At 71.9% G+C, this 13367-nt stretch carries 7 protein-coding genes; 6 read left to right on the top strand and 1 reads right to left on the bottom strand.

Going from position 1 to position 13367, the window contains the following annotated elements; all coding sequences use genetic code 11:
• Window positions 1–31 precede the first annotated feature (31 nt).
• The 6 genes from AC4H2H_RS09670 (at window position 32) to AC4H2H_RS09645 (ending at window position 8571) form a co-directional block, all read left to right on the top strand.
• Window positions 32–1036 carry a LacI family DNA-binding transcriptional regulator gene (locus AC4H2H_RS09670; protein WP_494370597.1) on the top strand — a complete coding sequence of 335 codons (1005 nt, stop codon included), beginning with the start codon at window positions 32–34 and terminating at the stop codon, window positions 1034–1036.
• Window positions 1037–1172: 136 nt separating this feature from the next.
• Window positions 1173–2339, top strand: coding sequence for an L-rhamnose isomerase (rhaI, locus tag AC4H2H_RS09665; RefSeq protein WP_494370596.1), 1167 nt, complete (start codon window positions 1173–1175; stop codon window positions 2337–2339).
• A gap of 3 nt (window positions 2340–2342) precedes the next feature.
• Window positions 2343–3776 (top strand): arabinose isomerase, encoded by a 1434-nt coding sequence (locus tag AC4H2H_RS09660; RefSeq protein ID WP_494370595.1) that lies wholly within the window; start codon window positions 2343–2345, stop codon window positions 3774–3776.
• 66 nt (window positions 3777–3842) lie between these two features.
• The gene (locus AC4H2H_RS09655) at window positions 3843–5879 is read left to right on the top strand and encodes a bifunctional aldolase/short-chain dehydrogenase (RefSeq protein ID WP_494370594.1); all 2037 of its coding nucleotides are present in this window, start codon (window positions 3843–3845) and stop codon (window positions 5877–5879) included.
• Window positions 5876–7315, top strand: a complete 1440-nt coding sequence (locus tag AC4H2H_RS09650; protein ID WP_494370593.1) for a rhamnulokinase — start codon at window positions 5876–5878, stop codon at window positions 7313–7315. Before AC4H2H_RS09655 ends, AC4H2H_RS09650 begins: the two co-directional genes overlap by 4 nt.
• Window positions 7312–8571, top strand: coding sequence for an alpha-hydroxy acid oxidase (locus AC4H2H_RS09645; RefSeq protein ID WP_494370592.1), 1260 nt, complete (start codon window positions 7312–7314; stop codon window positions 8569–8571). Before AC4H2H_RS09650 ends, AC4H2H_RS09645 begins: the two co-directional genes overlap by 4 nt.
• Window positions 8572–8662: 91 nt before the next feature.
• On the opposite strand, the gene AC4H2H_RS09640 is transcribed toward AC4H2H_RS09645, so the two are convergent.
• On the bottom strand, window positions 8663–13045 hold the full coding sequence (locus AC4H2H_RS09640) for a family 78 glycoside hydrolase catalytic domain (protein ID WP_494370591.1): 4383 nt from the start codon (window positions 13043–13045) through the stop codon (window positions 8663–8665).
• Window positions 13046–13367 lie beyond the last annotated feature (322 nt).

The following is a 13367-nucleotide window of genomic DNA, read 5'->3' as shown; positions in this document are numbered from 1 at the left end:
GACGTCGGAACACCACCCCGCAGGAGGCCGCATGTCCGTCAGCGTGCGTGACGTGGCGGCGCTCGCGGGCGTGTCGGTGGGGACGGTCTCGAACGTGCTCAATCGTCCCGAGCGGGTGTCGGGCACCACCGTCGACCGCGTGCGGGAGGCGATCCGCGAGCTCGGGTTCGTCCGGAACGATGCGGCACGTCAGCTGCGGGCGGGGCGGAGCCAGACGCTCGGCCTGGTCATCCTCGACGTGGGGAACCCGTTCTTCACGGACCTGGCACGGGGCGCCGAGGAGCGCGCCGCCGAGCTGGGGCTGGCGGTGCTGCTGGGCAACAGCGGCGAGGACGCGGCGCGGGAGGCCCGCTACCTCGACCTGTTCGAGGAGCAGCGCGTGCGAGGCGTGCTCATCTCGTCGGTCGGCGAGGTCACGGAGCAGCTCGAGCGCCTGCGGAGCCGAGGGACGGCGACCGTGTTCGTCGACCGGCGTGCCGGCGACCTGCCGTTCTCGTCCGTGTCCGTGGACGACGTCGCGGGAGGGCGTCTCGCGGCGCAGCACCTGATCGACCAGGGGCGGCGGCGCATCGCCTTCGTCGGCGGTCCGCGGGACCTGCACCAGGTGCGCGACCGGCTCGCGGGGGCGCGCGCGGCCGTGGAGGCCGTGCGCGGGTGCACGCTCGAGGTGGTCGAGACCGACTCCCTGTCGGTCCGGCAGGGAACCCTCGCGGGGGCGGCCCTCGCCGGGCGCGAGCCCCGGCAGCGGCCCGACGCCGTCTTCGCGGCGAACGACCTGCTGGCGGTGGGAGTCCTGCAGGCGACGGCCCTGTCCGGGAGCGTGCGGGTGCCGCAGGACATCGCGATCATCGGGTACGACGACATCGCGTTCGCCGCGGCGGCCTTCACGCCGTTGTCGTCGATCCGTCAGCCGAGCCACCTCATCGGGCAGACCGGCGTGGAGATCCTCGTGCGGGAGGCCGAGGACCCGGGGTGCCCGCGCGAGCAGATCGAGTTCCAGCCGGAGCTCGTCGCGCGCGCGTCGACCGGGAACTGACCGCGGGCAGGGCGGTTCGCAGGGTGGCCGACGGACCCTCGAACTGCGCTCGGTTGCATCCCGGTGTGGCCGAGAGGTATAACAGTGAAACGATTCATAGCCCGGGACGAACCGGGCTCGTAGAGAGATGGACTCAATGGCGACCACGTTCTCGGACATCGCACCGCTCCTCGCCGAGCAGACGATCGAGCTGCCCTCCTGGGCGTTCGGCAACTCGGGCACCCGCTTCAAGGTGTTCGCCACGCCGGGGACACCCCGCACCCCGCAGGAGAAGATCGCCGACGCAGCGCAGGTGCACCGGTACACCGGTCTCGCGCCCACGGTCGCGCTCCACATCCCGTGGGACAAGGTGGACGACTACGCCGCGCTCGCCACGTTCGCCAAGGAGCACGGCGTCTCGTTGGGCACGATCAACTCGAACACCTTCCAGGACGACGACTACAAGTTCGGCGCGCTCTCGCACGTGGACCGGAGGGTCCGCCAGAAGGCGATCGACCACCACCTGGAGTGCATCGACATCATGCACGCCACGGGCTCGCGCGACCTGAAGGTCTGGCTCGCCGAGGGCACGAACTACCCGGGCCAGGGCGACATGCGCGCCCGCCAGGACCGCGTCGCGGAGTCCCTGCGCACCATCTACGACGCGCTGGCCGACGACCAGCGCCTCGTGCTCGAGTACAAGTTCTTCGAGCCGGCCTTCTACCACACGGACGTCCCGGACTGGGGCACGAGCTACGCCCAGGTCGCCGCGCTGGGGGACCGCGCGATGGTCTGCCTGGACACGGGCCACCACGCACCCGGGACGAACGTCGAGTTCATCGTGATGCAGCTGCTGCGCCTCGGAAAGCTCGGGTCGTTCGACTTCAACTCGCGGTTCTACGCCGACGACGACCTCATCGTCGGGGCGGCGGACCCGTTCCAGCTCTTCCGCATCATCGTCGAGGTCGTGCGCGGCGGCGGCTATGCGAACCCGGACGTCGCGTTCATGCTCGACCAGTGCCACAACGTCGAGGACAAGATCCCCGGTCAGATCCGCAGCGTGCTCAACGTGCAGGAGATGACCGCACGGGCGCTCCTGCTCGACCGTGACGCGCTCGCGGTGGCCGAAGAGGCGGGCGACGTGCTCGGCGCCAACGCCGTGTTCATGGACGCGTTCTACACCGACGTCCGGCCGCTGCTCGCGCAGTGGCGCGAGTCCCGCGGCCTGCCTGCCGACCCCTTCCGCGCCTACCTGGACAGCGGCTATGCGCAGCGCATCACGGACGAGCGCGTCGGCGGCGTCCAGGCGAGCTGGGGGGCCTGAGCCATGATCGCTCCCACGCACCCCGCCCTCGAACCCGTGACCCGGCGCAAGGCGCGGATCGGCCTCGTGGCCGGGGGCCTCGGGACGTACTGGCCCCAGTTCCCCGACCTCCTGCCCCAGCTGCAGGAGTCCTCGCGCTACGTCTCGCAACGCTTCGAGGAGATGGATGCCGAGGTCACCGACGTCGGCTTCATCTCCGACGCGCAGGAAGGTGCGCGCGCTGCGGAGACGCTGCGCCAGGCTGACTGCGACCTCATCGTCCTGTTCCTCACGACCTACCTGACGGCGTCGATGGTGCTGCCGATCGCGCAGCGCAGCAACGCCCCCGTGCTGGTCATCGACCTGCAGCCGACGGAGCGCATGGACCATGCGACCTTCGACACCGGCAAGTGGCTCGCGTACTGCGGGCAGTGCCCGGTCCCCGAGGTCGGGAACGTCTTCCGCCGTGCCGGGATCGAGTTCCGTTCCGTCTCGGGCTGGCTGCGGCAGGAGTCGGCATGGCGCCGCATCGAGCGCTGGGTGAACGCCGCGCAGGTGCGCGCTGCGCTCCGCCACGCGCGGCACGGCCTCATGGGCCACGTGTACCCCGGCATGCTCGACGTCTCGACCGACCTGACGCTGCTTCCCGTGACGTTCGGCTCGCACGTCGAGGTCCTGGAGTTCGACGATCTCCGGGTGCGCGTCGAGAAGGTGACGGATGCCGAGGTGTCGGCGCGCATGGACCTCGCGCGCGACGTCTTCACGCTCGACGACAGCGTCGTCGAGGAGGACTTCGCGTGGGGTGCGCGGGTGTCGGTGGGCCTCGACCGGCTGGTCGAGGACTTCGAGCTCGACTCCCTCGCGTACTACCACCGGGGTCTCGACGGCGAGCAGCACGAGCGCCTGGGCGCCGGCATGATCCTCGGAGCGTCGCTGCTGACCGGGCGCGGCGTCCCGACGACGGGTGAGTACGAGCTGCGAACGACCGTCGCCCAGCTGGCCACGCAGGTGGTGGGCGCCGGCGGTTCGTTCTGCGAGATCCAGGCGCTGGACTTCGAGGACGGCGTCGTGGAGATGGGGCACGACGGCCCCGCCCACCTCGCCGTCTCCGCGCGCGACCCGCTCCTGCGCGGGCTCGGCGTCTACCACGGCAAGCGCGGCTGGGGCGTGAGCGTCGAGTTCGACGTGCAGCACGGCCCGGTCACCCTGCTGGGCCTCGGCCAGGACGCCGACGGATCGCTCTCGTTCATCGCCTCCGAGGGGACCGTGGTCCCCGGACCGCTCCTCGAGATCGGTAACACCACGTCTCGCGTCGACTTCGCCCGCGACCCCGGCGAGTGGGTCGACGAGTGGAGCGCGACCGGCGTCGGGCACCACTGGTCGCTCTCGATCGGGCACCGTGCGGGGGACTACCGCGCCGCCGCCAGCCTGCTCGGCATCGACTACCGCCAGGTCTGACCGGACCACCTGCCGCGGCACGCGCACGCGCCCGGGACCACCACGACACCACCCAGGACGGACACCATGACGAACGCCACAGTCGCCGACCTCGTCGCGCGCTCGAACCGGCTCGGCGCCGACCCGCGCAACACCAACTACGCCGGAGGAAACACCTCGGCGAAGGGCACCGACGTCGACCCGGTCACGGGGGAGCCGGTCGAGCTGCTCTGGGTCAAGGGGTCCGGCGGAGACCTCGGCACGCTGACCGAGAAGGGGCTCGCGGTCCTGCGCCTGGACCGCGTGCGCCGCCTGGTCGACGTCTACCCCGGTGTCGAGCGCGAGGACGAGATGGTCGCGGCCTTCGACTACTGCCTGCACGGCAAGGGCGGGGCGGCGCCGTCGATCGACACGGCCATGCACGCCCTCGTCGACGCGCCGCACGTCGACCACCTGCACCCCGACAGCGGCATCGCGATCGCGACCGCGGCCGAGGGCGAGGAGCTGACGTCGCGCATCTTCGGCGACAAGGTCGTCTGGGTGCCGTGGCGCCGCCCGGGCTTCCAGCTCGGACTCGACATCGCGGAGATCAGGGCCAAGAACCCGCAGGCGATCGGCACGATCCTCGGCGGGCACGGCATCACCGCGTGGGGCGAGACGTCCCAGGAGGCCGAGGCGGCGTCGCGCTGGATCATCGAGACCGCGGCCACCTACATCGCCGAGCACGGCGCGGCCGAGCCGTTCGGCGCGGTGCGTCCGGGGTTCGAGGCCCTGCCCGACGACGAGCGGCGGGCCAGGGCGGCAGCGCTCGCTCCCACGATCCGCGGTCTCGCGTCGACGGACAAGCCGATGGTCGGCCACTTCACGGACTCCGACGTCGTGCTGGACTTCCTCGCGTCCGAGAAGGCGCCGATCCTCGCCGCGCTCGGGACGAGCTGCCCCGACCACTTCCTGCGGACCAAGGTCAAGCCGCTGATCCTCGACCTGCCGGCGTCGGCGTCGGCGGACGACGCGCTCGCGCGCCTGCGCGAGCTGCACACCGGGTACCGCGCCGACTACCAGGCCTACTACGACGCCCACGCCGACGCCGACAGCCCGGCGATCCGTGGCGCCGACCCGCTCATCGTGCTCGTCCCGGGCGTGGGCATGTTCTCGTACGGCGCGAACAAGCAGACCGCACGCGTCGCCGGCGAGTTCTACGTCAACGCGATCAACGTCATGCGGGGCGCGGAGGCGCTCTCGACCTACGCGCCGATCTCCGACGCGGAGAAGTTCCGGATCGAGTACTGGGCCCTCGAGGAGGCCAAGCTCCAGCGCATGCCGAAGCCGAGGACCCATCAGGGACGCGTCGCGTTCGTCACCGGCGCGGCGTCCGGCATCGGCAAGGCCATCGCGACGCGGCTCGCCGCCGAGGGCGCGTGCGTCGTCGTCGCGGACCTCGACCTCGCCAAGGCCCAGGCCGTGGCCGCGGAGCTCGGGAACGCGGACGTCGCGATCGGCGTCGCCGCGAACGTCGCGGACGCCGCGGGCGTCCAGGCCGCGATCGATGCCACCGTGCTCGCGTTCGGCGGGGTCGACCTCGTCGTGAACAACGCGGGGCTGTCTCTGTCCCGGCCGCTCCTGGAGACCACGGAGGCGGACTGGGACCTGCAGCACGACGTCATGGCCAAGGGCGCGTTCCTCGTCTCGAAGGCGGCGGCGCGCGTCCTCGTCGACCAGGGCATGGGCGGCGACGTCGTGTACATCTCGTCCAAGAACTCGATCTTCGCCGGACCCAACAACATCGCCTACTCAGCCACGAAGGCCGACCAGGCGCACCAGGTCCGCCTGCTCGCGGTCGAGCTCGGCGAGCACGGCGTGCGGGTCAACGGCATCAACCCCGACGGCGTCGTGCGAGGGTCCGGCATCTTCGCCGCCGGGTGGGGCGCCAACCGGGCCGCGACCTACGGCGTCAAGGAGGAGGACCTCGGCCAGTTCTACGCGAACCGGACCATCCTCAAGCGCGAGGTCGTCCCTGAGAACGTCGCCGACGCGGTCTACGTGCTGACCGGCCCCGAGCTGTCCCGCACGACCGGCCTGCACGTCCCCGTGGACTCCGGCGTCGCCGCAGCGTTCCTGCGATGAGCCCGCGGACCGCGACCGTCGCCGCCGTCGACCTCGGCGCGACGAGCGGCCGGGTGATCGTCGGGCACGTCGGGGCCGACGAGGTGCGCCTGCGGCACGTCGCGCGCTTCCCGAACGAACCCGTCCGGACGAGCGACGGGCTGCACTGGAACCTGCTCGAGCTGTACCGGCAGGTGCTCGCGGGTCTCACGACGGCAGCTCGTACGGGGGACGGTCCGCTCGACAGCCTCGGCGTCGACTCGTGGGCGGTCGACTACGGCCTGCTCCGCGACGGACGCCTGCTCGGCGTGCCGTACCACTACCGGGACGCGCGCACGGCCGAGGGCGTCGAACGCGTCCACGCCCGCGTGGACCCCGCCGAGCTCTACCGCCGCAACGGCCTGCAGCACCTGCCGTTCAACACGGTGTTCCAGCTCGCGTGCGAGGACGTGCTCCTGCCGGTCGCCGACCGCCTCCTGCTCGTGCCCGACCTCCTGGCCTTCTGGCTCACCGGGGTGCAGGTGGGCGAGCGCACCAACGCCTCCACCACCGGCCTGCTCGACGCGCGGACCCGGGAGTGGGACACCGGGCTGGCCGCCGACCTCGGCGTGCCGGCGAGGATCCTGCCGCCGCTCGTCGATCCCGGGAGCGCCCTCGGGGACCTCGTGCCCGACGTCGCGGGGCTCGTCGGGGCTGCGGTGCCGGTGACCGCCGTCGGCTCGCACGACACGGCCTCCGCGGTCGTGGCCGTGCCCAGCACGGACCGGGACGTCGCGTTCGTGTCGTGCGGCACGTGGGGACTCGTGGGGCTCGAGCTGGACGCTCCGGTCGTGACGGAGGACGCGCGGCGCGCAGGCTTCACGAACGAGGGCGGGGTCGACGGACGGACCCGCTTCCTCCACAACGTCATGGGCCTGTGGTTGCTGTCGGAGTCGGTGCGGACCTGGGAGCGGTCCGCGACCGCCGCGCAGCGTTCCAGCACGCTGGCGGAGCTGCTCGACGACGCGCGCGCGGTCACGACCCCGGTCCCGGTGTTCGACGTCGACGACCCACGCTTCCTGCCGCCCGGCGACATCCCGGCGCGCATCGCCGACTGGTGCCGCGAGCACGAGGTCCGCGGACCGGCGACGCGCGGGGAGGTCGTGCGCTGCATCGTCGAGAGTCTGGCGCAGGCGTTCGCCGACACCGTGCAGGAGGCGGCGCGCCTCGCCGGACGACGTGTGGCGGCGATCCACGTCGTCGGCGGGGGAGCGCAGAACACCCTGTTGTGCCAGGCCACGGCCGACCGGTCCGGTCTGCCCGTCCTGGCGGGCCCGGTCGAGGCCACCGCGATCGGCAACGTCCTCGTCCAGGCGCGCGCGCTGGGCGCGCTCGAGGGGGACCTCGAGGACCTGCGCGCGCTCGTTCTCCGATCCCATCCTCCTGTCCGCCACGTTCCCCGGAAGGCGATCCGATGACCGAACGCCAGCTTCCCCGACCCCGTGAGCTCTTCGAGCTGGTCCGGTTCAAGCGGCCCGACCTCGACGGCCGGCGGCGCCGCCTCACGGGCGCGCTGACGATCGAGGACCTGCGGAGCATCGCCAAGCGCCGCACCCCGCGTGCGGTGTTCGACTACACCGACGGTGCGGCGGAGGGCGAGATCTCGCTGTCGCGCGCGCGCCGGGCGTTCCGCGACGTCGAGCTGCACCCGTCGATCCTGCGGGACGTGTCGACCGTCGACACGAGCACGCACGTCTTCGGGGGGCCGTCGGCGATGCCGTTCGGCATCGCGCCCACCGGGTTCACCCGGCTCATGCAGACCGAGGGCGAGATCGCGGGCGCGGGCGCCGCGGGCGCTGCGGGCATCCCGTTCACGCTCTCCACGCTCGGGACGACGTCCATCGAGGCGGTACAGGCCGCGAACCCGGCGGGGCGCAACTGGTTCCAGCTGTACGTGATGCGCGACCGCGAGATCTCCTACGGCCTCGTCGAGCGCGCCGCGCGCGCGGGGTTCGACACGCTCTTCTTCACCGTCGACACACCCGTCGCGGGCGCGCGGCTGCGGGACAAGCGCAACGGGTTCTCCATCCCGCCGCAGCTGGGGCTGTCGACGATCCTCGACGCGCTCCCGAGGCCCTGGTGGTGGTACGACTTCCTCACGACGCCCCAGCTCGAGTTCGCCTCCTTGAGCTCGACCGGAGGGACGGTCGGTGAGCTGCTCGACTCCGCGATGGACCCGTCCATCAGCTTCGACGACCTCGCGGTCATCCGGGGCATGTGGCCTGGGAAGCTCGTCGTGAAGGGCGTCCAGAACGTCGAGGACTCGCGCCGGCTCGCCGACCTCGGCGTCGACGGGATCGTCCTGTCGAACCACGGCGGCAGGCAGCTGGACCGTGCCCCGGTGCCGTTCCACCTGCTGCCTCGCGTGGTCCGCGAGGTCGGCCAGGACCTCGAGGTGGCCGTCGACACCGGCATCATGAACGGCGCGGACATCGTCGCGTCCGTCGCGCTCGGCGCGCGGTTCACGCTCGTCGGACGCGCCTACCTCTACGGGCTCATGGCCGGGGGTCGGGCGGGTGTCGACCGCGCGATCGAGATCCTCTCGGAGCAGGTCGTGCGGACGATGAAGCTGCTCCAGGTCACGAGCCTCGAGGAGCTGAACCCGGGTCACGTCACGCAGCTGAGGTCGCTCGTCCCGATCGCCTCGGTCCACCCGGAGGCCGTGCGGCCCTGAGCACGTCCTGATTCCTGGATCCGAGCACGAGGAAGCCCGCCCCCCGCTGCGCACGCAGCGGGGGGCGGGCTCTTCGGAGCGACCGACGGCGTCAGCCGCAGTCGCGGGCGTCGTACGGCGCGTCGATCTCCGTGGTGACCTGCGCCCCGGCGGCCGTGGCCGTCGCAGTGCCCGCCCCCACGGTCGCGTCCCGCACCGCGAACGACTGGTACGCGTTCGCACCCCGCACGACGCCGGTCACCGTGTGCGAGCCGTACTGCGTCGTGAGCGTGACGTCGAGCGGGACGTCCTCGCCGTTGGTGGCCCGGACCGCGACGTAGGCCTTGCCCCCGAGGCAGCGAGCCTGGGCCGTGACGTCGACGTCGAGCTCCGGGGCCGCGTTCGCGGGGACCGGCAGCGACCACACGTCGGCGATCGACGGGTCGTAGAAGGAGTGGTCGTCCTGCGTCTCGAACCGCACCCGCACCGTGTCCGCGACGGCCAGCTCGGCCGGCACGACGACCTGGAACGTCTCCGTCCCCGCGCCGTCGTGCGGATGCTGGCGCAGGTGGACCTCCTCGCCGGCGACGTAGACCTTGTACCGCTTGGTCTGCGAGCGGTCGTAGGTCTCGGTCGCGCGGAGCACGAACGGCTCGCCCGGCACGACGGCGACGTCGTGCTCGAAGAACGAGAAGTCGGTCAGGTGACCGGCGTAGCGCCGCGTGAGCCCGGCCTCGGTGCTCGTGCCCGACGACGGCGACGCCGTCAGGTCGTGCGCCTCCTCGGACGCGGTGTCGCCCAGGTCCACGTGGTCGTAGCCCTCGGGTACCTCGGTGACGGGTTCGATCTCGACGTCCAGCCGCGCCGTGGACGCTCCGAGCACCGTGCCGTCGTGCACGAACCGCACCGTGAGCGGCGCCTGGGCCGAGGCCTCGGTCGCCGCGACGGGTGCCGTGACGGTCGTGCGGAGCTCGACGCCCTCTCCCGGCTCGATCGTCACCGGAGCGCTCGGCTCCGGGACGGTCCAGCCCGACGGCGTCCCCACCTCGAGCCGGCCCGTGACCGGCTCGTCGCTCGTGCTGGTCACGGTCGCGAGGACGTCGGCCTGCCCACCCGGGGCGACGGAGGCCGGGTCGACCGTGGCGTCGATCGCGACGGCCGGTTCGAGGATCCCCGCGCCGGTCGCGGTGAACGCGTAGGCGCCCGAGCCGACGGTCACGACGACCGCGCCGTCGACCACCTCCACGGCGGTCACCCCAGCCACCTGGTCGAGCGGCAGCCCGCCCTCGGTGACCGTGCCCGGGTCCGCCGTCGGGAGGGTCACGTGCGCCGTCGAGCCCACCGGGATGCGGGTGTCGACCACGAGGTCCCCGCCGGTCGAGCGCCAGTCGATGGAGACCTGCCCGAACGGCGTCATGGTCGATCCCTTGGCCCAGCTCATCCGGCTCGTGACGGCCGGGGTGATCTCGATCGTGCGGTAGCCGTCGTCGACGGACGGTGCGATCCCGGCTGCGCTGCGGTAGAACCAGTCGTCGACGGTCCCGAGGAAGTAGTGCCCCAGCGACCGTGAGTCGGTGGACCAGTGCTCCCACATCGACGTGGCGCCGTTCTCGATCATGTACCCCCAGCTCGGGTAGCCGGTCTCGACCGCGAGGTCGAACGCGACGTCCGCGTGGCCGTGCTCGGTGAGCACGGGCAGGAGGTACTTGGTCCCGGCGACGCCGGTGTTCAGCTTGCCGCCCTTGGCCTCGATGTCCGCCACGAGGCTCGCGGCGACGCGGTCCGCGGTCTCGCCGTCGGGCGCGAGGCCGAACGCGAGCGCGAGCACGTTGTGCGTCTGGCGGTAGCCGCGGTCACCGTCGCCGCGGTAGTGACCGCGGGCCCCGTCGAGGAACGTCGCGTTGAAGGTGTCCTTGACCGTCGCGGCGTTCGCGGCGAAGCGTGCCGCGTCGTCGACCCGGCCCAGGTGCTCCGCCGTGCGCTGCATCGTCACGAGGATCTCGTACAGGTAGGCGGTGTTGGAGACCCGCGTGTCCTCGGGGGCGTTGCCGCCCGCGGGGCTCGCCTCGGGGCTGACCCAGTCGCCGAGGCGCGGGTTCGTGACGAGGCCGTCGGCCGAGCGGTCGAACTCCAGGTCGGCGTACGTCTTCATGCCGTCGTACTGCTCGGTGAGCACGCGGTCGTCGCCGCCGTACTGGTAGAGCCACCACGGGATCGACGTGTAGGCGGAGTGCCAGATCGGGTTGACGCCCCACTGGCCCCAGTCGCCCGAGCTCGGGGCGATGACGAGCGGCGCGCCGTTCTCGTCACGGGTCTCGTGGACGTCGCGCATCCACTTGGCGAACAGCTCGTGGGTGTCGAGGTTGGTCATGAACATCTCGGCGCCTACCGCGGCGTCACCGGTCCAGCCGTTCTTCTCGAACATCGGGGTGTCGGTCGGGATGCCGTGGATGTTGTTCTTCAGGGTGTCGACGACGGCTCGGTGGACCTGGTTCATGATCGGCTCGGCGGACTCGAACGTGCCCCACTCCTCGGCGTCCGTGTGCACGACCTTGGCCGTGAAGTTCTCGACGGACGGCTCGGCGCCCTCGGGCCAGCCCGAGACCTCGATGTACTGGAAGCCCTTGTAGGAGAAGCTCGGCTCCCACGTCTCCGGTGCGCCGGTGCCCGCGAGGACGAACCGGTCGGTCTGGAAACCGGAGCCGAACCCGCCGTTGTTGTCGGCGTTGATCGTACCGTCGGCGCGCAGCTTCTCCGCCGCCTGGGCACGCACCGTGGTCCCGGCGGGACCCTCGACGGTGTACTCGACCCAGCCGGCGATGACGCGCGGGAACTTCACGACGTAGGTGCCGTCCTCGGGCTCCGTGACGTCCACCGCGGGCAGCTCCTCCGTGATCCGGATGGGCTGCTGGCGCTGGTTCACGAGCACGCCCGCGGGGCCGTCGACGGCGCTCGCGCTCTCCCACGCGGCGTCGTCGAACCCGACGGTGTCGTAGCCGGGCTGGACCTCGGCCGCGTCGTACGTCTCACCGCCGAACAGGTCGTCGAAGACGGTCGGTCCGTCGTGGATCGTCCAGCTGTCGTCGGTCACGACGTGCTCGACGGAACCGTCGGTGTGCTCCACGCGCAGGACCGCCCGCACCACCGGCTCGTCGTGCCACGGCGGCGCCTGCCAGTTCCACACGTTGGAGCCGGTCATGCCGTAGAAGCCGCGACCCAGCTCGACGCCGATCGCGTTGGTCCCCTCCTCCAGGAGGTCGGTGACGTCGTCGGCGACGTACTGGACGGTGTCGTCGTAGTCCGTGAACCCGGGGGACAGGACGGCGTCGCTCACCGGCTCCCCGTTGAGGGTCACGTCGGCGTAGCCGCCGGCGGCGACGAAGAGCGTGGCGGCTCGGACGTCGTCGACGTCGAACTCCTTGCGCAGCAGCGGTGCGGGTCTCGGATCGGCGACGGGCGCGCCGACGCCCGACCCCCACGGGCCCGAGCCGTAGGCGGCCTGGACGGCGACCGGTTCCCACGCCGAGTCGTCGTAGGCGGGGTCGGCGAAGTCCGCGGCGACGGTCTTGGAGCCCTTCCAGGCGGTGTCGGTGCGGACGAGCTCGCTCGTCCCGTCGGAGTACGTGACGCGGACGACGGCGACGAGGCCTGCGGGGGAGCCCTCGCCGTTGTCGGTCGAGACGGCGACGACGTTGCGGTCGGGCTCGAGCCCGGTGGTGAAGAGGCGCCCCTGCTGCCACTCGTTGGTCGCGCCCGTCGACTCGCCCAGGAGCTCGCCGTTGACGTGGAGGCGGAAGAGGTCGTCGCCCGTGAGCAGGATCTCCGCGCTCACCGCGGTCTTGCCCACGGGGGTCTCGAGCGTGCGGCGGAACGCGCGCGGCTCGGCGGGCGCGACCGGCGAGGTGGACTCGGGCGTCCAGACCCACGAGGAGCCGGCGAGCGTGAGGTCCGTGAGAGGTCCGTCGGTGCGGTCGTTGCCGATCCACTCGCTGCCCGCCCAGTCCGCGTCGTCGAACAGGCCGGTGCGGAACTGCGACGTGGCGCTCGCGCTGCCGGCGTTCGTGGCGACGTCGACCTGCCAGTAGTACTCGGTCGCGGTGCCGAGGCGTGGACCGGTGTACTCGACGTTCGCCGATTCCGCGGACTCGACCACGGCGCTGTCCCAGACGGCGTCGCCGGCGTCGAGCGCCTCCTGCGACTCCGCGACGCGGAGCCGGTACGACGCCTGCACGACGGCGCGGGCGTCGCTCTCGATCACCCACGAGAACCGTGGCCGCTCGAGGTCGATGCCGACCGGCTCCGTCTTCTTCTCGACCTGGAGGCGTGTGAGCGTCGGGGCCGCGTCCGACGCCACGACGAGGGCCGGGGTCGGCGCTGCGGCGGACGACGCGGTGCTCGCCGGCACCGAGACTCCGGCGGCCAGCAGAGCGGTGGCCACGAGCGCGGCGAGTCGTCTGGACGTCGTCAGGTTCCGAGGTGGTGGGGATGTCCTCATGAAGGTCTCCGTTCGTCGGCCGCGGGCCGATGCACGAGAGGTGATCGCGGATGGCGCATCGCGCAACGTCCCATCGTCGTTGATCAGGAATCACGCCTGTCGGCGGTTCGCCCGTACCCGGACGCGTCGATCGAGGTGGAACCGTCGTCTGCGTTGAAACGATTCAGAATTGGCGTGAAGTCAGATTAGCACGCTGGGAATGAGCGAGCACTCGGAGTGGCCACCGAGAGGGCGCCCGGCGTGTCCGGCCGCTTCGACCACCGGACGTCGGCGACGGTCTCGAGCCCGAGCTCGTGGCGCTCGAGACGTGGCCGGTCCAGCG

The organism is Cellulosimicrobium sp. BMG9.22 (assembly GCF_059159975.1).
The sequence above is the reverse complement of the archived record's forward strand: the minus strand, read 5'-3'. Positions and strand labels throughout refer to the sequence as shown.